The following is a 25897-nucleotide window of genomic DNA, read 5'->3' as shown; positions in this document are numbered from 1 at the left end:
CAGCCCGTGCCGGCCCGTTGTCATAAAGGCGACCCCCTTGTTCGACTATTTTCTTCAACAGCTGATCTTCGCGCTCGCCATCGGCGCAATCTACGGATTGATCGCCCTTGGCTACACGATGGTCTATGGCGTGATGCGGCTGATCAACTTCGCCCACGGGGAGTTCTTCATGCTCGGCCCGTACGTCTATACGTTCATTTTCAGCGGGCTCATTGGCCTGGGTGGCCTGGCGCCGGTGCTGGATTCCGTCATCGCAATCGTCGCGAGCTTCGTCATCGTCGGCCTTCTCGGCGTTGCGATCGAACGCTTCGCCTATCGGCCGCTGCGCGCCTATGGCCGTCTTGCGCCGATGCTGAGCGCGCTTGGCATGTCGATCGTCTTGCAGAGTGCCGTGCGCGTGACCGTCGGCCCGCAGCCCGTGCATTTTCCGGCCATCGTGCCCAGCGCGCCGATCGAATCCCTGGGCGGAATGGTCACGACCGTGCAGGTCGGCATCCTCGCCGCCGCGGTCCTGCTGATGGTGGGCCTCACGCTCTTCGTCAATGGCACCCGCCTCGGCATCTGGATCCGCGCGGCCTCCGAAAGCTGGACGACCTCCAGCCTGCTCGGCATCCGCGTCAATCGCGCCGTCAGCCTCGTCTTCTTCATCGGCCCCGGCCTCGGCGCCATGGCCGGCATCATGTACGCGTCCTACTACGGCATCATGCAGCCGACCATGGGCTCGGTCATCGGCCTGAAGGCCTTCACCGCGGCCATTCTTGGCGGCATCGGTTCCATTCCGGGTGCCATGCTCGGCGGCTTCCTGCTCGGCGCGATTGAAGTGTTCGGCACGGCCTTTTTGCCCATCCTTTCCTTCGGCTATATCGGCACGGAATATCGTGACGTCTTTGCCTTCGCCGTCCTCATCCTCGTTCTTCTGTTCAAGCCCGCCGGCCTGCTCGGCGAGACGGTCTCGGAAGAAACGACTGTCGCAAAGAAGGATTACTGACCCATGGGGAACTCGGTGATCGTCCGGCGGCTCGGCCTTCTCGCAGTGCTGGCGCTTTGCGTCCTGCTGCTGTCACTGGTGCCGTTCATGCCGTCCTACTATGTCCGCGTCGTGGACAGCATCCTGATCTACATCATCCTCGCCGTCGGCCTGAACCTTGTGGTCGGTTATGCCGGTCTGCTCGACCTCGGTTTCATCGCCTTCTATGCCGTCGGTGCTTATGCCTATGCGCTTCTGGCGAGCGGACAGTTCGATATCCACCTGCCGTTCATCGTGGTGCTGTTCATCGGAGCGGCAGCCGGGGCGATTGCGGGCGTACTGCTGGGTTTCCCGGTGCTGAAGCTGCGCGGTGACTATCTCGCGATCGTCACGCTCTCCTTCGGCGAAATCATCCGCATCGCCATCAACAATGCCGATGACATCACGAACGGCCCACAGGGCATTGCCGGCCTCGACCGGGCGAACCTCTTCGGCCTGCCGCTCACCAGCCCGGTACATTTCTACTGGCTGCTGCTCGTGTTGACCGTCCTCGTCTGCGCCGGCGTCTATTACATGGAGCGCTCGATCCTTGGCAAAGCCTGGCGCGCGCTTCGCGAAGACCAGGATGTGGTGCGCGGCCTTGGCATCAACACGACGACGCTCAAGCTGCTGGCCTTTGCGTTGAGTGCCGCAATCGGCGGCGCCGGCGGGGTGATCTTCGGCTCGTTCCAGCGCTTCGTCAGCCCAGAAAGCTTCACCTTCCAGGAATCGCTGCTCGTCGTGCTGATCATCATCATCGGCGGCGTCGGCAATATCGTCGGTGTCATCGCGGGTGCCGTGGTGCTCGTCGTGCTGCCGGAAGTCCTGCATTTCGCCGCGCAATACCGCCTGCTGATCTACGGCGTCGTTCTCGTCACCGTCATCGTGCTTCGCCCGGGCGGGCTCGTCTCGCCCCGCTTCAACCTCGGCTTCATCATTCGAAAGGTCCGGACCCTATGGCTCTCGCCCTCGAAAACGTAAGCAAGCATTTCGGGTCGCTCGTCGCGATCAAGAACCTGTCGCTGTCCTTCGATGTCGGTTCGATCTATTCGATCATCGGGCCGAATGGCGCGGGAAAGTCGACCGTCGTCAACATGGTCGCCGGCTCCTACAGTGTGACGTCGGGCACGATAAAGCTGGGTTCTTCGGTTCTCAGCACGCTGCCGAAACACCGCATCGCCCAACTCGGCATATCGCGGACCTATCAGAACCTTCGCCTGTTCGACGGCATGACGGTGCTGGAGAATCTCGAAGTCTGCTTCTTCCCGCAGTCGTGGCTGACTTTCCTCACGGGTGCGAAACGGTTGAGCAAAGCCGAGCGGCTGGAAATCTGCCATGCCTGCCTGGCGCAGTTCCATCTGTCCGATGTGGCCGACGTGCTGGCCGGCGATCTGCCCTATGGCCGCCAGAAGATCTTAGAACTCGCGCGCGCCTTCGTCACGGAAGCGCCGATCGTGCTGCTCGACGAGCCGGCGGCTGGCCTCAACCATACCGAAACGAAGGACATGGCGGCGATGATCGCCAGCCTGAAACGCGCGGACCGGGCGATCATCCTCGTCGAGCATGACATGGACCTGGTCATGTCCATCTCGGACCGGATCGACGTCTTGAACTATGGCGAGCTGCTTTGCTCCGGCACGCCGGATTTGGTGCGCGCGAACGAAAAAGTGCAGGAGGCCTATCTTGGAACCACGGAAGAACTCGACGACATCCGCAAGCTTGCTCAAAGTCGCCGGGCTCAAGGCGGGCTACGGGCGAACGCAGGTATTGTTCGGCATTGATCTGGAGGTCAATGCCGGCGAGATCGTCACGATCATCGGTGCAAACGGCGCCGGCAAGACCTCGACGCTGCGCTCCATTTCCGGCCTGACGCAGATCTATTCCGGCGAGATCGAATTCAAGGGCCGGCCGATCAAGGGCCTGCCGCCGGAGGAGATCACCCGCCTCGGCGTCGCCCACTGCCCGGAAGGGCGGCAGATCCTCCAGCGCCTGACGGTGGAGGAAAACCTGCTCGCCGGCTATATTTCGAACCGCGGGCGCAGCTTCGACGAGATCCGCACCCAGGTCTACGACATGTTCCCGGTGCTCAAGGAGCGGCGTCATTCGCTGGCGAGCCGCATGAGCGGCGGCCAACAGCAGATGCTGGCGATCGGCCGCTCGCTGATGGCGACGCCGGAGCTTTTGATGCTGGATGAGCCCTCGCTTGGCCTTGCGCCAAAAATCATCAACCAGATCTTCGAGATCATCATCACGCTCTCGAAGTCGGGCATCAGCCTCATCGTCGTCGAGCAGAACGCGGCAGTGGCGCTTGAGATTGCGGACTATGCCTATGTCATCGATGCCGGCCGCTGCTCGGTGGAGGGCGGCGCGAACAATGTGCTCAACGATCCGGACCTCAAGGCCGCCTATCTCGGCGCCTGAGACCGGGCAGGAGGAGAATCCATGTCGACATTCGAGACCTCCATCCTGATCTCGGGCGCCGCCTCCGGGATCGGGCGGGCAACGGCGCTCGGGCTTGCGAAAAGCGGGACCGCGCTGACGCTGTTCGATCTCAACGCATCGGCGCTGTCCGAAGTTGCCAGCGCGTGCCGGAACAAGGGCGCCGCCGCACTTGAGGTGGCGGGTGACGCCTCCTCGGATGCTGACGCCGCAGCCGCAGTGGCGCGTGCGGTCGATGCGCATGGGTTTCTCTCGGCCGTGGTTGCCGCCGCCGGTGTCGCCCGGAAAGGCGATGTCACGACGCTGACCGACGAGACCTGGGCGATCACGATTGCCGTCAATCTGACCGGCCCGTTCCTTCTGGCGCGGCATGCGGTGCCCCATCTCTTGAAGAACCCGGCCTCCGCCTTCGTCGCGGTCAGCTCCGATTCCGGCATGCGCGGCTCGCGCGGTTACGCCGCCTACAGCGCCTCCAAGCATGGCGTGGTCGGCCTGATCCGCTGCATGGCGCTCGATCACGGTCCGGAAGGGCTGCGAAGCAACGTCGTCTGCCCGAGCTTCGTCGACACGCCGATGGCCGACAGCCTCTTGAAGGACAGCGACGAGGTCTACGATCGCGCTTTCTACGAGCGCCGCGTGCCGCTCGGCCGCTTTGCCCAACCGGCAGAAGTGGCCGACGCCATCGGTCATCTGCTGTCTCCGCAGGCGAGTTATGCCAATGGTATGGTCTATGTGCTGGATGGTGGCACCACGGCGGGAACGTTCGGCTGAAACGCCTGAGATGGGGACAAATTGTTTTGGGGCGGCCACAATGGTCGGTCCGTGTTGACTTCGATGAAGTATTTGCCCAGTTCCATCATTCAAGTGAACTTGTCAGGGTTTTTCAATGAGCAATCCCGTCGCCGCGCCCCAGGCCCCCGATCACGTCGGCAAGACGCTGCGTGAACTGCGGCGGTCGCGTCGCATTACCATTCAGCAGCTCGCCGATGGACTGAACCGTTCGACGGGCTATATCAGCCAGCTCGAACGCGGTCTGTCGCAGCCGACGTTGAAGGATCTTTACGCCGCTTGTACGATCTTCGGCGTGCCCATGAGCTGGTTCGTCGACCTGGAGGAGAAGCAGCCGGAGGCGGAACGTGAAAAGGACATCGTCGTGCGCGGCGGCCAGCGCCGCTTCATGCTGCACCGGGGCGCACGAACCGAGCTTCTGACGCCGCAGCTCGATTCCGACGTCGAATTCATGATGTCGACCTTCGAGCCCGGCCTGGAGACGGAACCCAAGAACGTGCCGACGGCCGGCGCCGAGTATGGCTACATCCAGAAGGGACGGCTTGAACTCTGGGTGGACGAGGAGAAGTTCGAACTCTTCGAGGGCGACAGCTACCGCTTCAACCGCTCCTCGACCTACCGTTCGCGTAACCCATCGAAAACCGAGCCGGCCATCATCATCTGGGTTGGCGTCTACAAATAGGCGGCGTCCGCCGCGGCAGATAGGCCAGCCATGACTTCGCCTCTCTTCGATCCCGCCGCCTTCACAGGCAAGGTTGCCTTCGTGTCCGGTGCCGCCTCCGGAATCGGTGCGTCGACGGCCCTCCGACTTGCCGATCTCGGTGCAAAACTGGTTCTCGCTGACCGGGATGGTGATCGGCTTGCCGGCTTCGCCGCGACTTTGAGCTCCGACGACGTCCTCCCTCTTGAACTCGACGTCACGTCGTTTGCGGGCGTCGAGGCGGCGGTCGCGCAAGGCGTCGAACATTTCGGTGGCCTCGATCTTGCGGTCAACTCCGCCGGCATCGACCTGCCGCGCTGCGAGACCGCGCAGTATCCGGCCGAACAATGGGACAGGATTATCGCGGTCAACCTCACAGGCGTGTTCAACGCGGTCCGACATCAGATCCCAGCGATGCTCAAGCGCGGCGGCGGCTCCATCGTCAATGTCGCCTCCATCATGGGGTTTCGCGGCTTTGCCGGCCAGCCTGCCTATACCGCGGCAAAACACGGCGTCCTCGGCTTCACAAAAGCGGCGGCACTCGACCATGCGGGGCAGGGCATCCGCATCAACGCCGTCGCCCCGGGCTTCATCGACACGCCGCTGCTCGGCCATCTGAGCGATGAAAAGCGGCAGGCCGCGGCAGCCCTTCATCCCATGCAGCGCGTCGGGCAGGCAGACGAAATCACCAACGTCATCCTCTTCCTGCTGTCGGATGCCGCATCCTTCGTAACGGGCGCCTGCTTCGAAGCTGATGGCGGTTATCTGGCGAAATGAACTAAACGGACCGAGCATCGTTCGGCTGTCTATTCCATCGCGGAGCGCCTTGACGGCTGCGCCTCAATGCCGGTGCGCGGTAAAAAACGCTGCGTAAGCAGCATCGAGAAAATATCTTCCTATCGTGAACGGCAAAATGGAGAATGTTGGATTTTTCTTCCATCGCTTCGGCATTTTAGCTTGAGCGGAATTGGTGAAAATAGTACATATAAATTATAGAATATCGGCCCGACAATCGCGGAGAAGACAGGATGACCACTTCCGTTTTGATGCCCGTGGCCGATGGTCGTGGCGCTGTTGTCCGCTGGTCGTGTCGTGCTTGCCTTCGCGTTGAATGTGCCTCCTAAAGCCCTTTCGGGCGTTTCAGCGATAGAGCGGGACATATTGCATCATGAACAAGCAAACCATTGAATATGCGGGCGTGCCCGTTGGGATAGCGGTGCCGGAAGACGGGCTGTTTCGGTTCATCGCCGTCAAGTTTCACGTCTTCGATCTGGATCAGCGCCGGTTTGCGACGCTTGGCCAACTGAGCGGGGCGGTCCATTCGCATCTCTCGACGGGCGAGCGGCTTGCGGCCTGACGATGCAGGGATTATCTCCGTCAGGAGCGCGCGCGAGATGGAGTGCATGGCATGAAGCCTGAAAAGAGGTTGCATCTTGGTGCCTTCATGCGCCCGGTCAGCCTCCACACGGGCGCTTGGCGCTATCCGGGGGGCTATCCGGATGCCAACTTCAATTTCCAGCACCTCAAATCCTTTGCGCTGAAGCTCGAGGCCGCAAAGTTCGATGCTTTTTTCATGGCGGACCATCTCGCCGTGCTGAACATGCCGATCGAGGCGCTGCGCCGCAGCCATACCGTCACGTCGTTCGAGCCGTTCACGCTGCTTTCGGCGCTCGCTTCGGTGACCGAGCGGATCGGCCTGGTGGCGACCGCGTCCACCACCTTCGAGCAACCCTATCATATCGCCCGGCGGTTCGCCTCGCTCGACCATATCAGCGGGGGGCGGGCAGGGTGGAACATCGTCACGACCTCGAACCCGGATGCCGCGCGCAATTTCGGGCTGGACGATCATGTGGAGCATGGCGAGCGCTACACGCGGGCGCTGGAGTTTTTCGACGTCGTGACCGGCCTGTGGGACAGCTTCGCCGATGATGCCTTCATCCGCGATGTCGAAAGCGGCCTGTTCTTCGATCCCGATCGCCTGCACGTTCTTGACCATGCGGGGCCGGAACTGAAGGTTCGCGGCCCGCTCAACATTGCGCGGCCACCGCAGGGCTGGCCGGTGATCGTGCAGGCGGGACAGTCGGAGCCGGGGCGGCAGCTTGCGGCCGAGACGGCCGAGGTCGTCTTCTGTTCGCCGCGTGATCTTGCCGCCGGCCGCGCCCTTTATGCCGACATCAAGGGGCGGCTTGCCGCCGTCGGCCGCGAGCCCGGCGCGTTGAAGATCCTGCCGGCCGCCTTCGTCGTCATCGGCGATACGGTCGAGGAGGCGCGGGCAAAGCGCCTGGCGCTCGATAGCCTCGTGCATTACGAGAGCGCGATCGCGTCGCTCTCCATAGCACTTGGCCATGATGCATCGGGCTTCGAACCCGACGCGCCGCTGCCGCCGATCCCGCAGACCAATGCCAGCAAGACCGGCCGCGCGCAGGTGCTGAAACTTGCCGAGGAAGAGGGGCTGACGGTGCGCCAGCTCGCCCAGCGCCATGGCGGTTACGCCGGACTGGCCTTCGTCGGCACGGTCGAGACTGTGGCGGGCGAGATGGCTGCATGGCTGTGGGAAGAGGGTTCGGACGGCTTCAACGTCGTCTTCCCCTATCTGCCGCAGGGCCTTGACGACGTTGTCGAAAAGCTGGTGCCCGAACTGCAGCGACGCGGTCTTTTCCGCAGCGATTACGAGGGCACGACGCTGCGCGAGCACCTCGGGCTTTCCCGCCCGCAGAACCGGTTTTTCGCCTAGGCAGGGCCGGATGGCCGGCGGTGTGCGGTCCGCAATTGAGCGGATATCTTGAAAATCGCCCTTGCTTTCGCCGTCCTAATTCTATTGTTTTGGTAGAGATATGCCGTGTCACGGCGCGCCCGCAGGGGCCGCCGATGGAAGACCGCCTGGTGCAAATGCAGGAAAGGAGCCGACCGATGACGCTTGCGCCCGCCCAATTCTCATCGCCCTCGCCGCAGGCCGGCTCGCTTGTCAGGATCGCCATCGTCGGCCGGGGGTTCACCGGCCTCATGACGGCGATCGCGCTTCTCAAGGCGTTCCAGGGGCCTTTCCACCTCGCGCTCTACGATCCCTATCCCAAGATCGACGGCGGGGAGGCTGCCGGCCGTTCCGCCTCGACGCTGCTCAACAGCCGCGTCCGCGACCTCTCGATCGATCCGGCCGCGCGGGAGGATTTCCGGCGATGGCTCGAAACCGACGATGTCTGGCGCGAGCGCGCGGCGTCGCCTGCCGGCAATGTCGATCATGCTTTCGTGCCGGGGGAGGTCTTCAGCGCCTATGTCTATCAGCGCTTTTCCGAGGCCCTGCGCGAGCGGACGGATGTCATGGTGCAGGTCCGTGCCGACAGCGTGACCGCGATTGGCCGACATCCGGGGGGCGGCTTTTCGGTTCTTTCCAGCGACGGGCAGACGCGGTTCGATACGGTTTTCCTGGCGACCGGCTACGGCTTGCGCGACGGCGCCGACTGTGCCTCCACCCAGGGCAGCGTCGGGGAGGCGCTGGTGATCGGTGGAGGCGTCCATGCCGTCAATCGCGCGCTGCGGCTGCTCGCGGCAGGCGAGGCATCCCACGTCACGCTGATCTCGGCTTCGGGCTTCCTGCCGCAGCCGCATACCTCTTCCGCCGTGGGGGCGGTGACCTCCGACCGGCCCTTCCCGCACACGCTGCGCGGTGCCTTCCGCTATCTGCGCGAGGCGGCGAACAGGGCGGCAGCGGAGGGGTCCGGCTGGCAGGGGATCATGAACGACTTCCGCCAGCGCGCCCGCGCCCTCTGGCAGGGGCTAACGCCGGATGAACGCCGCCGCTTCAAGCGCCATGTAAAGCCGATCTACGACAGCCACCGCAATCGCCTGCCGCCCGGCCAGTACGAGCGCCTGCACCGGGCGATTGCCGGCGGCGCCATCATGGTGCGCAAGGGCAAGGTCGAGCGCATCGCGACGAATGGCGTGCTGCTTTCGACGGCCGCAGGGCTTCAGGTCCTGCCCGCGGACCGGACCATCGATTGTCGCATCCGCCTGACTGATCTGGATTCGCCGCTGTTTCGCGCGCTGATCGCCGGAAACCTGGTGCAGCGCGACGAACTCGACCTCGGCATCTTCGTCGACCGCGCTGGCCGGGTGATCGTCGAGCCGGAAATCTTCGAGGGGCTTTTCGCGATGGGGCCGCTCGGCCTCGGAAGCCTTCCGGATATCGACCTCGTCCCGGAAATCGTCGTGCAGGCCTATGCGGCAGCCGAGGCTCTGGCCGCATCGCTTCAGGGCGCGCAAACGCGCAATGGCGGGCCTCCGGACGGTCGGAACGAAGGGTAGGAGCCCTTTGCGCAGCGGCCGGCAAGAGCCGGCCGTTTCACGCGTACCGGCCCTAGCGGCCTTGGGCACCGTCACAATGCGAGTGAATCATTGAATAGACCCAAGCTCGACCGCGCTGCTGACAGCCATGCCGTGCCTTTCCGCGTGCCCGCATCTATCAATTAAGAAGGAAAATAATTCCGAATTCGGGGCGAGGCCTGAAAGAATGGCGCGGCCTCGGCATCTGGCGCGGTTTCACCCGAGCGAGATGAGTTCGCGTGGCAGCCTGTTCATGGTCTGCGCGCCCTCCGGCGTGATGAGGAACTGTTCCTCGATCATCAGTGCGCCGATGCCATTGGCATAGAACGGCGCTTCGAGGGCGAGCACCATGCCGGGTTCTATGACGATCCCGTTGCCGTGGGAGAGGAAGGGCCATTCCTCGATGCCGGCGGCTGCGCCGACGGAATGGCCGAAATGGCCGCGGTAATATTCCCGGAAACCATGCCGGCGCATGGTCGACAGCATGGTTTCATGCACCTCTGCGAAGCGGCGGCCGGGTTTCAAAACCTCGACGCCGGCGAGGAATGTCTCCAGCAGCGCCTTGTAGATGTCCTCGGCAAGCGGCGAGGCCTTGCCCCAGACGAAGGTCCGTGCCCCGTCGGAGGAATAGCCATCGACCAGCGTGCCGACATCGGCCTTGATGAGGTCGCCTTCGCCCAGAGACGCACCGGCATCCTGCAGGTCGGGGCCGATGGAGATATAGTCCCAATGGCCGGACAGCCCGTGTCCGCCTTCAAAGGCGGCCTGGCGCGCGCCGGAAAGCCAAGCGGCCGAAAGCTCCGCCACGCGCACGCCGGGCCTTGCTGCGCCCATCAGGCTTTCGAGCCCCGCTTCGGCGCAGTGCGCCGCCTTGCGCAGCCGGTCGATTTCCCGGGCATTCTTGACGAGGCGCAGGCGCCTGAGCCCGTCGGACGCATCACGCCAGTCGACGCCGGGGATCGCCGCCTTCAGCCGGGCAAAATCGGCGGCGGGCATGAAATCGAGGTCGACGCCGAGCGCGGCTTTGGAAAGCCCGTGTTCTGCGAGGAGGTCCGCCAGAAGCCGGAAGCAGGCCGCCTGGTCGAAGGTTTCCGGGCGGGGGCCGACATTACCGCTGTCGCGATACGCCGCATCGATGTCGGCGATCGAGCCGGCGCCGTCAACGGTCACGCCATCGATCCAGATGCGGTGGGTGCGGATATCGATCGTCCCGGCAAGGGTTTTTGCACCCTGCGCAGCATGGTCGCTCATGACCGCGGCAAGCCGTTCCGTCGCCTGCGCCGGCACCAGGGCGATGGCGGAGCCGGCGCGGCCCCACATGGTGGCGACGCCCGCCTGGAGGCCGGTCGCGTAGCGAAATGCTTCCGGCCGGAACAGCACCATGCCGTCCAGCCCGTCCGTTGCCAGCAGGGCCTCGGCCCTCGTGCGGTCCATATTGCTCATTCTTTTCTCGTTCCCATCCGCATGCTGCCCGGCCGCGGGCGCGAAAACTATCCATGGATTTGGCGATCGTTGAAAGACAATTCCCTTTAAATTCCGCAAATTGGAGTGGAACCGGATATCGCGTGGCAACGAGGATACGTACAATCCCCGCCCATGATGGGCCTTTGCATCGGCCCGCTTGAAACAGGAGAACGAGATGAGCGGTTTTGAAACCCGCAACCAGGCGGCAGGGCGCAGCAACCGGGCTGTGACGACGGCACTTGCCGCCGTTCTCGCCATGGGTGCCTTCGGCCACGCGCTTGCCGCGGAGAGCGATCCGGACGCGACCGTCAATATCGGTTCGCTCTACGAGCCGCAGAACCTCGACAACACCGCGGGCGCCGGCCAGGGCATCAACGAGGCCTTCAACGGCAATGTCTACGAGGCGCTGTTCCGCCTGACGGATGCCGGCACGGTCGAGCCGGTGCTCGCGAAGGACACCACGGTCAGCGAGGACGGCCTGACCTATACGTTCACGCTGCAACCGGGCGTGACCTTCCATTCCGGCGCGCCCCTGACGGCTAAGGACGTGAAGTTCTCGATCGAGCGGGTCACCGCCGAAGCCTCGAAAAGCTCGCGCAAGAACAGCCTGAAGACCATTGCCGGCATCGAGACGCCGGATGATGCGACGGTGGTCGTGAAACTTGCCGCGCGCTCGATCTCGCTGCCCTACAATCTGAGCTATGTCTGGGTGGTCAACGACGAGGCGACGGACCTTCAGGCGAAGGAAGACGGCACCGGCCCCTACGCGCTCCAGGAATGGCGCCGCGGCTCGTCGCTGGCGATCGCCCGTTTTGACAAGTACTGGGGCGAGAAGCCGAAGAACGGCGAGGTCGTCTTCCAGTATTTCACCGAGGCGACGGCGCTGAACAACGCGCTGCTCACCGGCTCGGTGGATATCATCACCTCCGTGCAGAGCCCGGATTCGCTGGCGCAGTTCAAGGACAATCCGGAATTCACCGTCAGCGAAGGCAAGTCCACGACGAAGCTGCTGCTCGCCTATAACGACCGCGTCGCGCCCTTCGACAATGTGAAGGTCCGCAAGGCGCTCGCCCGCGCCATCGAAGACGAGAAGCTGCTGAAGGCCGTGTGGGGCGACTACGGTACGCTGATCGGCTCCTTCGTGCCGCCGACCGACGCATGGTATGCCGACCTGACGAAGGTCGATGCCTATGATCCGGAAAGCGCCAAGGCGCTGCTCAAGGAAGCGGGCTATCCCGACGGCTTCACCTTCACCATCGATACGCCGAACTACGACCCGCATCCGATTGCCGCGCAGTTCATCCAAAGCGAGCTGGCCAAGATCGGCGTGAAGGTCGAGATCAATGTCATCACGGCCAACGAATGGTACACCAAGATTTATAAGGCGCATGACTTCCAGGCGACCCTACAGGAGCACGTCAACCACCGCGACATCGTGTTCTATGGCAACCCCGATTTCTATTGGGGCTACAACAATCCGAAGGTGGTGGACCTGATCAAGCAGGCGGAATCCAGCGCCACGGACGCCGAACAGGCCGAAAAGCTCAAGGAAGCCAACACGATCATCGCGGAGGATGCGGCCAGCAACTGGTTCTACCTCTATCCGCAGATCGCGGTGTCGAAGACGACGGTCAGCGGCTATCCGCTCAACGGCCTGAACTCGCAGTTCTTCGCCTACGGCATCACCAAGGCAGTCGAGTAACCGTCCGCCCGCAAGGGGCATGCTCGACACGATACGCCGCCTGACCTATGGTCCGGCGGCGTCCGCGCTTGAGAGGTCAAGACCATACGTTCCTATATATTCCGCCGCTCCGCCATCCTGGCGCTGTCGGTCGTCATTGCCGCCGTCATCCTGTTCGCGCTGCTGCGCCTCCTGCCGGGCGATCCCGCCAATGCGCTGGTCTCCGTGGGTGCCGACGCGGCGCAGATCGAGGCTGCCCGCAAGCAGGTGGGCTCCGACCTGCCGCTCTACGAACAGTTCCTGCGTTTTGCCGGAAACCTCGCACGCTTCGATCTCGGCAATTCCTTCGTCAGCGGTGCGCCGGTGCTTGATGAGATCGGCAAGCGCCTCGTCGTCACCGTGCCGCTGACGCTGCTCGCCTTCCTTGTCGCCGTCGCTATTGCCGTGCCGCTCGGCATCCTCTCGGTCGTGCGCCAGAACCGGTGGTATGGCGGGCTGATCTCCGTCGTCTCCCAGCTCGGCATCGCCATTCCGGTGTTCTGGATCGGCATCCTGCTGGCCACGGTCTTTGCGGTCAATCTGCGGCTGTTTCCCTCCGGCGGCTTCCCGTCGCGCGGCTGGCAGTCCGCGGGTGCGGCCTTCCAGGCCCTCGTTCTGCCGGTCGCGACCATCGCCATCGTCATGTCGGCCTCGCTCATTCGCTACGTGCGCTCGGCAACACAGGACGTGCTCGGCAGCGATTACCTGCGCACCGCCCGCGCGCTCGGCGCCACCTTTTCCGAGGCGCTGGTGCGCCACGGCATCCGCAACGGCGCGGTGCCGGTTATTTCCGTCCTCGGCATCGAGCTCGCCTCCACGCTGCTCGGCGCCGTGGTGGTGGAGCGGGTGTTCGCCCTGCCGGGCCTCGGCTCCATGCTGCTGCTCGGCATAGAACAGCGTGATTATCCCAATGTGCAGGGCGTGCTTTTCGTCTCCACGCTGCTGGTGCTGCTGGTCGGCTTTGCCGCCGATCTCATCCAGCGGCTGATCGATCCGCGCCTGCGCGGCCGCGTGACCGGGGGTGGGGCATGAGCGACACGCCCGTTGTCAGCGCTGGCGCGCGTCCAAAATCCTCTATGCCCTGGCCGCTCATGGTCGGCGGCCTGCTGGTCGGCCTGCATCTGGTGATCGCGCTACTCTCGCTGGTCTGGACGCCCTATGCGGTGGGCGACATGGTCGGTGGACGTCTCGAAGGTCCCTCGTTCGTTCATTGGGCCGGTACGGACCGGCTCGGCCGCGACCTGATGACCCAGATCATGATCGGCTCGCGCATCGCGCTCGTCGTCGGCTGCGGAGCGGTCGCGCTGGGCGCGCTGATCGGCGTCACCATCGGGGTGCTCGCCGCCTTCGCCACGCGCACGCTCGACGACGTGCTGGCCGCAGCACTCGACATCCTGATCGCCTTCCCGACGCTGTTGCTCGCCATGCTGATCGTCGCCTCCAGCGATGGCGCCAGCCTGTGGACCGCGATCCTCGCCATCGGCATTGCCGGGTCGGCCATCGTGGCGCGGCTGACGCGCATCCTCGCCAAGCGCATCCTGTCCATGGACTACATCACGGCGGCGCGCATTTCCGGCACCGCCTCGCCGGGCATCGTGCGCATCCATGTGCTGCCGAACATCTGGCCGACGCTGATCGTCAATTTCGCCCTGCAATTCGGCCTCGCGGTCATCGCCGAAGCCTCGCTTTCCTATCTCGGGCTTGGCGCGCCGCCGCCCAATGCCTCCTGGGGCAGGCTTCTCCAGGAGGCGCAGGCCTCCGTCTACACGGCGCCGTTCGGGGCCATCGCCCCGGGCCTTGCGCTGGTGTCGCTGGTCATCGGTCTCAACCTGTTCGCCGACGGCCTGCGCGAGGCCGCCGACCCCACCCGCAGGAGGAGCCGGTGAGCACCCTGCTGTCCGTCGAGGACCTCCAGATCCGCACCGCCGCGCGCCCGCTCGTGTCCGGCATTTCCTTCTCCATCGCCGCCGGCGAAAGGGTCGGCCTCATCGGCGAATCCGGCTCGGGCAAGTCGTTGACGGCGCTCGCCGTGCTGGGCCTTCTGCCGGACACCATGCGCGTCACCGGCTCGATCACCCTCGACGGTCACCCGGTCATCGGCGCTCGCGACCGCGATCTCGTTCCCCTGCGCGGCCGCAGCGTCGCGGCGGTGTTCCAGGAACCGATGACGGCGCTCGATCCCCTGATGCGGATCGGCGACCAGGTGGCGGAGGTGGTGCGCCGCCGGGCCTTGCGGGACGGCACGAAACCGGGCAGGGCCGAGATTGCGTCACGCGTCCTTGCCCTCCTGGAGCGTGTCGCCCTGCCGGAGCCCGCGCGCATCGCCCGCGCCTTTCCGCACGAGATTTCCGGCGGCCAGCGCCAGCGCGGGGCCATCGCCATGGCGCTCGCCTGCCGGCCGAAACTGCTGATCGCCGACGAGCCGACCACCGCACTCGACGTGACCACGCAGGCCGAAATCCTGAAGTTGCTGGAGACGGTGGTACGGGACGAGGGCATGGGCCTGCTTTTCATCAGCCATGACCTGCCGGTGGTGGCGACCGTGGCGGAGCGGGCGCTGGTGATGCGCCATGGCGCGCTGATCGAGGAGGGGCCTGTCGGCACGCTCTTCGGCCGGCCTTCCCATCCCTATACCGAGGGCCTGGTCGCGGCCGCACGCGCCTTCGATGCCGCGCTGGAGTTTGCACCATGACGCTTCTCGCCTTGTCCGGCGTTTCCTTCTCCTATGGCAGGGGCAGCAGGGTGCTGCAGGATATCGACCTTGCCGTCGAGGCCGGAAGCAATCTCGGCATTGTCGGCGAGTCCGGTTCGGGCAAGACCACCATGCTGAAGCTGCTGCTCGGGCTGGAGCGCGCATCCTCCGGGGCGGTTTCGTTCCGCGGCGAGCGGCTGGACGCCGCCAATCGCGGTTTCATGCGCGGCTTTCGCCGCAGCGTGCAGGCGGTCTTCCAGGATCCCTATTCCTCGCTCGATCCGCGCCAGCGCGTGTTCGACATCATCGCCGAGCCGCTGCGCTCCCTGAAGATCGAGACCGATATCGCCGCCGCCGTCGAACAGGCGTTGCGGGATGTGGACCTGCCGGCCGATGCGGCGCGGCGCTATCCGCATGAGTTTTCCGGCGGCCAACGCCAGCGCATCGCGATTGCGCGGGCGATCGTCGCCAATCCCGACCTGATCATTGCCGACGAGGTGGTGAGTGCACTGGACCTGACGACCCGCACCCGGATCATCGACCTGCTCCGCAGCCTGTCGGCGCGCATGACCTTCGTCGTCGTTTCGCATGACATTGCGCTCGTCGCCCTGCTGTGCGAACGGCTGGTCGTGCTGGAAAAGGGCAGGATCGTCGAGCAGGGGGCAACGCGCGATATCCTCGCGCGCCCGGCCCACCCCTATACAAGGCAATTGCTTGCCAGCACGCCGAGGATGCCGGAGCGCGTGTGATCTGCCGAGGTCGGCTCGCCGGGCGGCGAACCGGAATCATCACCTGACGGTTAGGACGCCGAGGTCAGCTTGACGTTGCCGCCATGGCCGCCGCCGCCGAAGACCTGGCGGTCGCCGAAGGAGGCGCGCAGCTGGCCGCGCGGACCGGGAAGGCCGAGTTCCGGGAAGAGCAGCTCGGAAACGCGGTAGGCCTCTTCCACATGCGGATAGCCGGAGGCGATCACCGTGTCGATGCCGAGCTCCTGGTATTCGCGCAGCCGCGCGGCGACCGTCTTGGGCGAGCCGACAAGTGCGGTGCCCGCACCGGAACGCACGAGGCCGATGCCGGCCCACAGGTTCGGCGACACTTCCAGCTTGTCGCGCCGGCCGTTGTGCAGGGCCACCATGCGCGCCTGGCCGACGGAGTCGGAATTCTTGGTCAGCACCTCCTGCGCCGAGGCGATGGCCTCGTCCGAAAGCCTGGAAATCAGCCGGTCGGCGGCTTCCCATGCCTCGTCATCCGTCTCGCGGACGATGAAATGCAGGCGGATGCCGAAGGTGGCCTCGCGGCCCTTGGCGGCGGCGACCTTGCGGGCATGGGCGATCTTTTCCCCGACCTGTGCCGGCGGTTCGCCCCACGTCAGGTACTTGTCGACGAGGCCGCCGGCAAAATCGATCGCCGCTTCGGACGAGCCGCCGAAATAGATCGGCGGGCGCGGCTGCTGGACGGGCGGCAGGCCGAGCTTGGCGTCGATCGCCTTGATGTATTTGCCGTCGAGCGTCGAGCGGCCGGTCTCGATCAGCTCGTTGAAGACCTGGAAGAATTCGCTCGCGTGGTCGTAGCGCTCGTCATGCGGCAGGAAGATGCCGTCGCCGGCAAGCTCCTGCGAACTGCCGCCGACCACGATGTTGAGCAGCAGGCGCCCGTTGGAGACCCGGTCGAGCGTCGCGGCGAGGCGCGCATAATAGGCCGGCGTCGCCGTGCCGGGGCGGATCGCCACGAGGAATTTCAGCTTCTCCGTGCGCGCGGCAAGGTCGGCGGCCAGCACGAAGGATTCCTCGCAGGCCGCGCCGACCGGAATGAGCACGCCCGAATAGCCGAGGCGGTCGACGGCAACGGCGATCTCGCGGAAATAACCCGGATCCGGCGGGCGGCTGAGTTCGTCCGAACCGAGATAGGAACCATCGCCGGAACTCGGGATGAACCACAGGAAATCGAGGGGCTGGTCGGGCTTGGTCATGACGTGTCTTCCTGCCGGGGCGGCTGCCGATCATCTGGAGAGCCCCCGCCTGCCGGAGGGCAAGTGGAGCTCCGCGTAAAATAATAAATTCTATAGTTTCGGTAAGGAAATCTATTCTCTTGTGGCGCGCTTGCAAGGATTATTCATCGCGCTCCCCATCGCCCTGTCATGCCTGGCGTCGGCCGGACTGCAGCCTGCGCTCCAGCCATTGGCTGTAGCGGGAGGCTGCAAAGCAGATGACGAAATAGACGGCCGCAACGACGAGATAGGCCTCGTTGTAGAAGCCGAGCCATTTGGGATCGGCGGCGGGGGCGCGGGCGGCGTTGAGCAGGTCGAAAATGCCGATGAAGGCCAGCAGCGATGCCGCCAGCACGCTCTTCGCGCTGGAAGCCGCAGGCCCTCTCTACACCCGCGTCTCTAACCCGACGCAGGATGCCTTCGAGCGGCGTCTCGCCGAGCTGGAAGGCGGGGCGGCAGCGCTGGCGCTCTCCTCTGGCTAGGCAGCCTCTGCCTATGCGATCCTAAGTGGCGCGGGCGGGCGACAACATCGTCAGCGCTGCCGGCCTCTATGGCGGCACCTGGACGTCGTTCGCCGCGACGCTGAAAAGCTTCGGTATCGAAACGCGCTTCGTCGACGCATCGGACCCGGAAGCCTTCGAGACGGCGACGGACGAGCGTACCCGCGCCTATTATGCGGAATCCTTGCCGAACCCGAAGCGGGAGGTCTTCCCGATCGCCGAGTTCGCCGCCATCAGCCGCGCGATCGTCGACAGCGGCACCTTCCCCTGGGTCGAGCATGCCGAGCGCCAGCCGAACCTCAACGAGCCCGATCCGAGTTACCAGGACAAGACTTGGATCGAGAAGGCCGCGACGATCGCCTTCCATCCCTACATCCCGCGCCGTCCTGCTGCGCGATCTTGGCGCGGCGATCAGCCAGCAGAACGCCTTCCAGTTCATCCAGGACCTGGAGACGTCGCCGCTGCGCCTGCGCCAGAACAATGAGAATGCCGTGAAGGTCGCGGAATACCTCAAGGGCCACGCGAAGGTGGAGCGGGTGATCTTCCCGAAATTCCAGGACGGGACAACGCAGGTATTTGAGTCCCGCAAACGCTACTCTCGCCGTCAGTTCCACGCGTGACGGGCCTTTTCCCGTTCACGACAGCGATGAGTTGACAATGATGCAGATCGACAATGCCTGGGGCGCTGGTCCCGGAGAAGACTACGAGGTGGTCGCCGCACGATGGACCAGACGCTGAGCGAGCCGGAATACATCATCTGAACGCGCGGCTTATGCCGGATGTCGGCATGCCCTTCGGCAAGCGGATTATTTTCACAGGTCCCCGCGATTTGGAAAATTCTACCTGTCCTGCGCAGATAATGCATATAATTTATAGATTATATCATCAAACGCATGGATGGGGACCACCATGACTGACGAACGCACCGCCGGCGTGAACCGCCGCAACCTCCTGAAACTCACCGCCGTCGCCGGCGTCGTCGCTGGTGCAGGGCTCCTGCCCGCGCGCTCGGCTTCGGCCGCAGGGGAGCTTTCCCTCAAGGGCAAGCGCATCGGCATCAGCGCGACCGGCACCGACCACTTCTTCGATCTCCAAGCCTACAATGCCCAGATCGAGGAAGTGAAGCGCCTCGGCGGCGAGCCGATCGCGGTGGACGCCGGCCGCAACGACGGCAAGCTCGTCTCCCAGCTCCAGACGCTGATCGCCCAGAAGCCGGACGCCATCGTCCAGCTGCTCGGCACGCTGAGCGTCATCGATCCGTGGCTGAAGAAGGCCCGCGAGGCGGATATCCCGGTCCTAACCATCGATGTCGGCTCGGTGAACTCGCTTAACAACGCGACCTCGGACAATTGGGGCATCGGCAAGGATCTCGCGCTCCAGCTCGTCTCGGATATCGGCGGCGAAGGCAATATCGTCGTCTTCAACGGCTTCTACGGCGTGACGCCCTGCGCGATCCGCTACGACCAGCTCGTCAATGTCGTCAAATATTTCCCGAAGGTGCAGATCATCCAGCCGGAGCTGCGCGACGTGATCCCGAACACGGTGCAGGACGCCTTCACCCAGATCACGGCGATCCTCGCCAAATATCCGGAAAAGGGCTCGATCAAGGCCATCTGGTCGGCCTGGGACATCCCGCAGCTCGGCGCCACGCAGGCCCTCACGGCCGCCGGTCGCACCGAGATCAAGACCTACGGCGTCGATGGCAGCCCGGAAGTGCTCCAGCTTGTGGCCGATCCGAATTCGCCGGCCGCCGCCGACGTCGCCCAGCAGCCGGCCGAGCTTGGCCGCGTGGCGATCCAGAACGTCGCCCGCTACCTCGCCGGCGAGACTCTGCCGCGCGAGACCTATGTGCCCGCACTCCTCGCCAACAAGCAGACCGTCGGCGAAGTTTCGAAGAAGCTCGGCATCGGCTGATCCTTTTGACGGCGGACCGCGGCCGACCGGCCGCGGTCCCTCCGGTTTCTCGATGCAGGGAATGTGACGATGGTGGATGCGGTAGAGAACGGCGGCGACGCGATCCTTCATTTCGATGGGGTCGTCAAGCGGTTCGGCGGTGCGGCAGCCCTTTCAGGCGCGTCGCTCACGGTGCGGCGTGGCACGGTGCATGGCCTCGTCGGCCAGAACGGCGCCGGCAAGTCGACGCTGATCAAGCTCCTGGCCGGCCTGCACCGGGCGGACGAGGGCACGATCGAGATCGACGGCAAGGCCTATGAGCGGCTGACGCCACATCTTGCCGAAGCGCTCGGCATCCACTTCATCCACCAGGATCGCCTGCTGGTGCCGACTTTCACGGTGGGCGAAACACTCTTCCTCGGTCGCGAGCCGCGCATTGCCGGCACGCCCTTCCTCGACCGCGCTGCGATGCGCCGGAAAGCGGCGGAGATGCTGGACCGTTATTTCGGCCTGCAACTGCCCGCCTCGGCCCTCATCGCGGATCTCTCCGCGGCCGAAAAGCAGATCGTGCAGATCACGCGGGCGCTGATCGCCAATCCCAAGGTGCTGGTCTTCGACGAGCCGACGGCGGCGCTCGTGCGGCGCGAGGCGGATCTTCTCTTCCGGCTCATCCGGCGCCTCAGCGAGGAGGGCATCACCATCCTCTACATCTCGCATTATCTCGGCGAGATCGTCGACCTCTGCGACACCGTGACGGTGCTGCGCAACGGCCGCGACGTCGCGACCCTGCCGATCACGGAGACCTCGGCCGCGAAGATCGGCGCGCTGATGGTCAATCGTGCGATCGGCGAACTCTATCCGAAACCGCAGGTCACGCCCGGCGAGACGCTGTTGCAGGTGGAAAACCTTGCGCTGACCGATCGCTACGACGAGGTGTCCTTCACGCTGCGCCGGGGCGAGGTGCTGGGGTTCACCGGCCTTGTCGGCTCGGGCGCCAAGGAGGTCGTGCGCACGCTCTTCGGCCTCGACCGGCCGACCGGCGGCACCGTCTCGGTTAAGGGCGAGGCCGTCTTTGCCACCGATCCGGCGAAGGCGACGGCAAAACGCCTCGCCCTCGTACCGGAAGATCGCCGCCGCGACGGCGTGGCGCTCGATCTTGCGGTGACGGAGAACACCACGCTCGCCAGCCTCGGCCGGTTTTCTAGAGGCCTCATCGACCGTGGCGCCGAGCGGCGGCAGACCGAGGACCTCGTCAAGCGGCTGCAGATCAAGACCGACGGCATCGACGCGCTGGTGCGCACGCTCTCGGGCGGCAACCAGCAGAAGGTGGCGATCGCCAAATGGCTGAGCCGCCAGTCGGAAATCTACCTGCTCGACGAGCCCACCGTCGGCGTCGACATCGCCGCCAAGGTCGAGATCTACCGCCTGATCGGCGAGCTTGCCGAGCGCGGCGCGGGCATCCTCGTGCTCTCCTCCGATATCGAGGAACTGCTCGGCATCACCGACCGGGTCCTCGTCTTCTTCCGCGGCCGGGTGACGCGGGAATTCATCTCCTCCGAAACGAGCCCCGATCAGGTCCTGACCGACGTAACGGGCGCCCACGAGACGCTGCGCCATGCTGGTTGACGCCCCCTATATCCCGCCCTCCGTGTTCGGGCTCGAAGAGAAAACGTCCCCGGAGCCGGAAAAGTCCGGCCCGGCGCTGGGGCGGCGGCTGGCGACGCTCGCGCTACGCGGCGGCTCGCTCGCCGTCTTCGCCGGTGTGCTTGTGTTCTTCTCCATCGCAGCACCGTTCTTCCTGACGGTTGGCAATATCGGCAACGTACTCGGCCAGTCCGCCATTGCCGGGGTGTTGGCCATCGGCCTCACCATCGTCGTCATCGCCGGCGGCTCGAATGTCGTCACGGGCGGCATCGACCTGTCGCTTGCCGCCAATATGGGCCTGAGTGCTGCCGTCTATGCGACGCTGGCGCAGGCGGGGCAGGGCGACGCGGTGGCGATCCTCGGGGCGCTCGGCACGGGGCTTGCCATCGGCGCGGTCAATGCCGCAGCGGTGACGCTTGCCGGCATCGTGCCGCTGCTGGCGACGCTCGCCGTGATGAATGTCGTGGCGGGCCTCGAACTCGTTCTGACCCAGAACACCGTCGTGCCGGCCTCCGGCGAATTCCTCTCGACGCTTTCCGCGAGCGGTCCGTTCGGCGTTCCCGTCCTCGCCTATGTCCTGCTCGGTTTCACGCTGGTCGTCGCGGCCATCGTGCAATATACGCCGCTCGGCCTCAGGCTTTACGCGGTCGGCGAATATCCCGATGCGGCGCGCGCCGCCGGCCTGCCGGTCCGCTCCTTCGTCGCCGGCTCCTTCCTGGCCAGCGGCCTCTGCGGCGGTTTTGCCGGCATCCTGTCGGTGTCCTACTTGAGCGGCAGCACGACGGGGGCGGGCGAGATGCTGCTGCCGGTCGTCGTGACGGCGCTGCTCGGCGTGGTGTTTTCCCGCCGGCTGGTGCCGACGATCACCGGCACCTTGCTGTCCGCGCTCTTCGTCGGCTTCCTCATCAACGGTTTCCAGCTTCTCAACATTTCCAGCACGCTGGTGAGCGGCGTGCAGGGCCTGCTGATCCTGCTCGTGGTGTCAGCCACCACGCTGCTGTGCCGGGAGGCTGTCTGATATGGCGACGGCATCCCTTTCGGCCTTCACGCGCGGCATCGGGCGTTATGCGCTGGTCGCGGCTCTTGCCGCCGTGTTCGCCACCTTCGCAGCGCTTGCCCCGGGCTTCCTCTCCGGCGCCAATCTCGTCAGCGTGCTGGTGAACAATTTTGCGCTGCTGGCCATCGTCGCCGTCGCCATGACCTTCGCCGTCTCGGCCGGCGGCATCGACCTGTCGGTCGGCACGGCCATCGATTTTGCGAGCTTCGCCTTCGTCTCCCTCGTTCTTGCCGGGCAGCCGATCCCGCTGGCAGCCCTCGGCGGGCTTGCCGGCGGGGCTCTCGTCGGCCTGTTCAATGCCGTGCTGATCGCCGGCATCGGCATTTCGCCCTTCCTCGCCACGCTCGGCACGCTGTTCGTCGGCCGCAGCGTGCAACAATTGCTGACGAACGGCGGCAATCCGGTCTACCTGCCGCCCGCCGGCGTGCCGGAGGCCTTCCGTTTCCTCGGCCACGGCTCTGTTGCCGGCCTTCCCGTGCCGCTGCTGGTCGCCGCCCTCGTCATCGCCGGTGCCTGGCTCGTCTTGTCGCGCACGCGTTTCGGCCGGGTGGTGCTCGCCACCGGCATCCAGGCGAGTGTCGTGCGCTATTCCGGCATCCGGCTGTCGCGCGTCACCGCCGCCACCTATGTGCTGGTCTCGGCGATCGCCGCGATCGTCGGGCTGATCCTCACCTCGACGGTGACCGTCTACATCCCGTCCTCCGGCAATGCCTTCCTGCTCAACGCCATCGGCGCCACCTTCATTGGCACGACGTTCGATCCGCATGGGCGGCCAAACGTTCCCGGCACGGTGCTCGGCGTGCTGCTGCTCGGCATCGTCGCCAATGGCCTGCTCCTCTCCGGCCTGAACTTCTACTGGCAGCAGGTCGGCACCGGGCTCCTCATCTTCTCGGTCCTTGCCATCGGCTTCGCCAACCGCAAGGCCGCCGCCCGGGCGTAAGGCCGGGCCGCATCTCTCGAAAGGAACGATCATGAGCAGCGTCACACAGCTCGCCCGACCGCAGCAGACCGCCCACCGCATCGCCAGCGAAGAGGAAGCGCTCGCCGTCGCGCGGACACTAGCCGACGAGTTCGCAAACGGTGCGAGCCGGCGCGATTACGAGCGTGCGCTTCCCTATGAGGAGCTCGACCGGCTCTCCGCCTCCGGCCTGCTCGCCATCACGGTGCCCTCGGATTATGGCGGCATCGACGTATCGAACGTAGTGCTCGCCGAGGTCACGGCCATCCTTTCCGAGGCCGACAGCTCGATCGGCCAGATCCCGCAGAACCATTTCTACATTCTCGAAGCGCTCCGCCACGACGGCAGCGAGGCGCAGAAGCGGTTCTATTTCGGCCGTGCACTGGCCGGCGACCGCTTTGGCAACGCTCTCTCCGAGGTCGGCACCAAGACCGTCGGCAATTACAACACACGAATTGCGCCTGATGGCGCGGGCTTCCGCATCGACGGGCGGAAGTTCTATTCGACGGGCGTGCTCTTCGCCCATTGGGTGGTGATCTTTGCGCTCGACGGCGAAGAGCGGCTGACCATGTCCTTTGCGCCACGCGAGACGGAGGGCATCGAGATTGTCGACGACTGGGATGGTTTCGGCCAGCGCACGACCGGCAGTGGCACGACGATCCTCCGCGACGTCTACGTGCCGGCTGATGCCGTGGTCCAGCACCAGAAGGGTTTCGAGCGCCCTGGCACGATTGGCTCGGTCGGGCAGATCATTCATGCCGCCGTCGATCTCGGCATCGCCCGGGCGGCGCTGAAAGAAACCATCGGCTTCGTGCGCGACAAGGCGCGACCCTGGACGGACAGCGGCGTCGAGCGTGCGGCGGACGATCCGCTGACGATCGCGCGCATCGGCGAACTCGCCATCCGCATCGAGGCCGCCGAGGCGACGCTGGAACGGGCAGGACGCAGGGTCGACCAGGCGCAGGTCAGCCTCAATCAGGAAAATTCCGTGGCGGCGACCCTTGCGGTGGCCGCGGCCAAGGTGTTGACGACGGAACTTGCCATCGACGCGACGAACGTGCTGTTCGAGCTTGCCGGAACCGCCGCCACGAAGCGCGGCCTCAATCTCGAACGCCACTGGCGCAATGCGCGCACCCACACGCTGCACGATCCGGTGCGCTGGAAATACCATGTCGTCGGCAACTATCACCTGAACGGCGTCACGCCGCCGCGCAACGGCGCGCTCTGAAATCCAACCCTCGTGGTGGGGGGTGGTCGCCTGGCCGCAATCCTTCGGGATTGCGGCCCTTTTTTGTGCGCGAACGAAAAGGCGGCCGGTGGCCGCCTTTCCCTCCCGCTGGCCGATCGCCTCAGCTATAGAGGCTCGGCTCCGGCACGCGGCCGTTGAGGGCGAAATCGCCGACTTCGCGCGCCTTGTAGAATACCGGGTCGTGCAGCGTGTGGGTGCGCACGTTGCGCCAGTAGCGGTCGAAACGGTAGTGCGAGGCCGTCGAGCGGGCGCCGGTCAGCTCGAAGACGCGGGCGGTGACGTCGAGTGCCACATGGGTGGCGTTGACCTTGGCCGCATAGGCCTCGATCGCCGCTTCGCCGCGCTCCTGGGCAGTAACGGTCCGGCCCCGCGCCAGCACCGACTGCACGGTGGCCGCGGCGGCGTCGGCAAGTGCTGCGGAGGCTTTCAGCGCCGCGCGGAATTCGCCGATGCGCTCCAGGATATACGGGTCCTCGCTTGCCTTCTCGACGCCGGAGGTCAGCCAGGGGTGGGTCGTCGTGCGCACATAATCGATGGCCGCATCGAGCGCGCCTTCCGCCGTGCCGATATAGAAGTTGACGAAGACGAGCTGGATGAGCGGCGTGTTGAAGGTCGCCTGCACCGCAGGTGCGGCATCCCTGGCCGCGAGCGGCAGCAGGAAATCGCTGTCATAGACCGGGAAATCGCGGAATTCGACGCTGCCGCTGTCGGAGAGCCGCTGGCCGATATTGTCCCAGTCGTCATTAGCGATATAGCCCGGGCGATCGGTCGGCAACACGAGATTGGCGATCTGGTCGCCGAAAGCTGCATTGGCATTGAGGCGGTCGGAAATATGGGCGCCGGTCGAGAATGTCTTGCGGCCGTTCAGCAGATAATGCTCACCATCCTGCGTCAGCGTCAGGCCCGGATCGCGCGGATTGACAGCGGCACCCCAATAGAGCGTCTTTGCCACCGTCTCGACACCGAGGTCCCAGGCCTTGTCCGGATCGTCCGCCGCCCAGTAGATGTACTGGCTGTTGACGAAATGGTAGCCGAGCAACTGGCCGATCGAGCTTTCGCCGCGCGCCAGGATGCGCACCAGCCGAAGCCCGTCCACCCAGTTGAGCCCGCCGCCGCCGATCTCCACCGGGTGCAGGGCGTTCAGCAGCCCATCCTTCTTCAGCCGCTCGATTTCCGCGATCGGCGGCCTGCCTTCCGCGTCCAGCTCCGCGCCGCGGCGGGCAAGATCGGCGGAAATCTCCTCCGCCCTGGCGAAAAGCCGCGCGCGGTCGTCCTGACGATCGGGGTCCTTGAGAAGGTGTAGGGCGTTCATGGCGGATCTCCTGTTCCAGCGCCGTTCGGCTGCTCGGTCCGCATTTTCCCCGACGCGCCATCCCGGAGCCAGCAAAGCCATTTCCGAAACTAATCTATATAAAAGATAGAATTTCTGTATTTGTGCGAAGCAGGCGTTATCCTCCCCCGAAAGTTCGATGCTTTCAG

Annotated in this window: 24 protein-coding genes and 1 pseudogene; 21 read left to right on the top strand and 4 right to left on the bottom strand. The window is 65.0% G+C overall.

Translation table 11 applies throughout. From position 1 onward, the window contains the following. Window positions 1–37: 37 nt before the first annotated feature. From GB927_RS03485 to GB927_RS03440, 10 genes are all read left to right on the top strand, one after another. Window positions 38–988 carry a branched-chain amino acid ABC transporter permease gene (locus GB927_RS03485; RefSeq protein ID WP_256115183.1) on the top strand — a complete coding sequence of 317 codons (951 nt, stop codon included), beginning with the start codon at window positions 38–40 and terminating at the stop codon, window positions 986–988. Between the two features lie 3 nt (window positions 989–991). Then, complete coding sequence (locus GB927_RS03480; protein ID WP_256115182.1) at window positions 992–1987, top strand: branched-chain amino acid ABC transporter permease; 996 nt, start codon at window positions 992–994, stop codon at window positions 1985–1987. After that, on the top strand, window positions 1963–2787 hold the full coding sequence (locus GB927_RS03475; RefSeq protein ID WP_256115181.1) for an ABC transporter ATP-binding protein: 825 nt from the start codon (window positions 1963–1965) through the stop codon (window positions 2785–2787). The genes GB927_RS03480 and GB927_RS03475 overlap by 25 nt, the downstream gene beginning before the upstream one ends. Beyond that, a complete protein-coding gene (locus tag GB927_RS03470) occupies window positions 2726–3427 on the top strand; it encodes an ABC transporter ATP-binding protein (protein WP_256115180.1) in 702 nt (233 codons plus the stop codon). The genes GB927_RS03475 and GB927_RS03470 overlap by 62 nt, the downstream gene beginning before the upstream one ends. Window positions 3428–3448: 21 nt before the next feature. Beyond that, complete coding sequence (locus GB927_RS03465; RefSeq protein WP_256115179.1) at window positions 3449–4216, top strand: SDR family NAD(P)-dependent oxidoreductase; 768 nt, start codon at window positions 3449–3451, stop codon at window positions 4214–4216. Between the two features lie 115 nt (window positions 4217–4331). Next, window positions 4332–4916 carry a helix-turn-helix domain-containing protein gene (locus GB927_RS03460; RefSeq protein WP_256115178.1) on the top strand — a complete coding sequence of 195 codons (585 nt, stop codon included), beginning with the start codon at window positions 4332–4334 and terminating at the stop codon, window positions 4914–4916. A gap of 30 nt (window positions 4917–4946) precedes the next feature. Next, window positions 4947–5711 (top strand): SDR family NAD(P)-dependent oxidoreductase, encoded by a 765-nt coding sequence (locus GB927_RS03455; RefSeq protein ID WP_256115177.1) that lies wholly within the window; start codon window positions 4947–4949, stop codon window positions 5709–5711. A gap of 391 nt (window positions 5712–6102) precedes the next feature. After that, complete coding sequence (locus GB927_RS03450; RefSeq protein WP_256115176.1) at window positions 6103–6291, top strand: hypothetical protein; 189 nt, start codon at window positions 6103–6105, stop codon at window positions 6289–6291. Between the two features lie 51 nt (window positions 6292–6342). After that, window positions 6343–7668 carry an LLM class flavin-dependent oxidoreductase gene (locus tag GB927_RS03445; protein WP_256115175.1) on the top strand — a complete coding sequence of 442 codons (1326 nt, stop codon included), beginning with the start codon at window positions 6343–6345 and terminating at the stop codon, window positions 7666–7668. Between the two features lie 176 nt (window positions 7669–7844). After that, complete coding sequence (locus GB927_RS03440) at window positions 7845–9236, top strand: FAD/NAD(P)-binding protein (protein ID WP_256115174.1); 1392 nt, start codon at window positions 7845–7847, stop codon at window positions 9234–9236. A gap of 234 nt (window positions 9237–9470) precedes the next feature. Here the strand turns inward: GB927_RS03440 and GB927_RS03435 are convergent, their stop codons facing one another. After that, entirely contained in the window at window positions 9471–10697 is a 1227-nt protein-coding gene (locus tag GB927_RS03435; protein WP_256115173.1) for a M24 family metallopeptidase, read from the bottom strand. A gap of 196 nt (window positions 10698–10893) precedes the next feature. Between GB927_RS03435 and GB927_RS03430 the strand changes: the two genes are divergently transcribed. From GB927_RS03430 to GB927_RS03410, 5 genes are all read left to right on the top strand, one after another. Beyond that, the gene (locus GB927_RS03430; RefSeq protein ID WP_256115172.1) at window positions 10894–12420 is read left to right on the top strand and encodes an ABC transporter substrate-binding protein; all 1527 of its coding nucleotides are present in this window, start codon (window positions 10894–10896) and stop codon (window positions 12418–12420) included. A 96-nt stretch (window positions 12421–12516) separates the two neighbouring features. Then, a complete protein-coding gene (locus tag GB927_RS03425) occupies window positions 12517–13470 on the top strand; it encodes an ABC transporter permease (RefSeq protein ID WP_256115417.1) in 954 nt (317 codons plus the stop codon). Beyond that, complete coding sequence (locus tag GB927_RS03420) at window positions 13467–14324, top strand: ABC transporter permease (RefSeq protein ID WP_256115171.1); 858 nt, start codon at window positions 13467–13469, stop codon at window positions 14322–14324. Before GB927_RS03425 ends, GB927_RS03420 begins: the two co-directional genes overlap by 4 nt. After that, a complete protein-coding gene (locus tag GB927_RS03415) occupies window positions 14321–15130 on the top strand; it encodes an ATP-binding cassette domain-containing protein (RefSeq protein ID WP_256115170.1) in 810 nt (269 codons plus the stop codon). Before GB927_RS03420 ends, GB927_RS03415 begins: the two co-directional genes overlap by 4 nt. Continuing rightward, entirely contained in the window at window positions 15127–15879 is a 753-nt protein-coding gene (locus GB927_RS03410) for an ABC transporter ATP-binding protein (RefSeq protein WP_256115169.1), read from the top strand. Before GB927_RS03415 ends, GB927_RS03410 begins: the two co-directional genes overlap by 4 nt. A gap of 50 nt (window positions 15880–15929) precedes the next feature. Here the strand turns inward: GB927_RS03410 and ssuD are convergent, their stop codons facing one another. Both ssuD and GB927_RS03400 read right to left on the bottom strand, forming a co-directional pair. Further along, the gene (gene ssuD / locus GB927_RS03405; protein ID WP_256115167.1) at window positions 15930–17099 is read right to left on the bottom strand and encodes an FMNH2-dependent alkanesulfonate monooxygenase; all 1170 of its coding nucleotides are present in this window, start codon (window positions 17097–17099) and stop codon (window positions 15930–15932) included. 166 nt (window positions 17100–17265) lie between these two features. After that, window positions 17266–17472, bottom strand: coding sequence for an ABC transporter permease family protein (locus GB927_RS03400; RefSeq protein ID WP_256115166.1), 207 nt, complete (start codon window positions 17470–17472; stop codon window positions 17266–17268). Between GB927_RS03400 and GB927_RS03390 the strand changes: the two are divergent. The 6 genes and pseudogenes from GB927_RS03390 to GB927_RS03360 form a co-directional block, all read left to right on the top strand. Next, window positions 17453–18180, top strand: a pseudogene (locus GB927_RS03390) (aminotransferase class I/II-fold pyridoxal phosphate-dependent enzyme); the annotation flags it as partial. The gene GB927_RS03400 and the pseudogene GB927_RS03390 overlap by 20 nt on opposite strands. Window positions 18181–18526: 346 nt before the next feature. Further along, the gene (locus GB927_RS03380) at window positions 18527–19531 is read left to right on the top strand and encodes a sugar ABC transporter substrate-binding protein (RefSeq protein WP_256115163.1); all 1005 of its coding nucleotides are present in this window, start codon (window positions 18527–18529) and stop codon (window positions 19529–19531) included. A gap of 69 nt (window positions 19532–19600) precedes the next feature. Further along, on the top strand, window positions 19601–21136 hold the full coding sequence (locus GB927_RS03375) for a sugar ABC transporter ATP-binding protein (protein WP_256115162.1): 1536 nt from the start codon (window positions 19601–19603) through the stop codon (window positions 21134–21136). Then, entirely contained in the window at window positions 21126–22172 is a 1047-nt protein-coding gene (locus GB927_RS03370; protein WP_256115160.1) for an ABC transporter permease, read from the top strand. The genes GB927_RS03375 and GB927_RS03370 overlap by 11 nt, the downstream gene beginning before the upstream one ends. A gap of 1 nt (window position 22173) precedes the next feature. Continuing rightward, window positions 22174–23151 carry an ABC transporter permease gene (locus GB927_RS03365; protein ID WP_256115158.1) on the top strand — a complete coding sequence of 326 codons (978 nt, stop codon included), beginning with the start codon at window positions 22174–22176 and terminating at the stop codon, window positions 23149–23151. A gap of 31 nt (window positions 23152–23182) precedes the next feature. Beyond that, on the top strand, window positions 23183–24397 hold the full coding sequence (locus GB927_RS03360; protein WP_256115157.1) for an SfnB family sulfur acquisition oxidoreductase: 1215 nt from the start codon (window positions 23183–23185) through the stop codon (window positions 24395–24397). Window positions 24398–24518: 121 nt separating this feature from the next. On the opposite strand, the gene GB927_RS03355 is transcribed toward GB927_RS03360, so the two are convergent. Continuing rightward, entirely contained in the window at window positions 24519–25730 is a 1212-nt protein-coding gene (locus GB927_RS03355; protein WP_256115156.1) for an acyl-CoA dehydrogenase family protein, read from the bottom strand. Window positions 25731–25897: the final 167 nt, after the last annotated feature.

Source organism: Shinella lacus, assembly GCF_010994755.1.
In the GTDB taxonomy this organism is placed as follows: Bacteria; Pseudomonadota; Alphaproteobacteria; order Rhizobiales; family Rhizobiaceae; genus Shinella; species Shinella lacus.
Note: the sequence above shows the minus strand (reverse complement) of the source record. Positions and strands in the feature narration are given on the sequence as shown.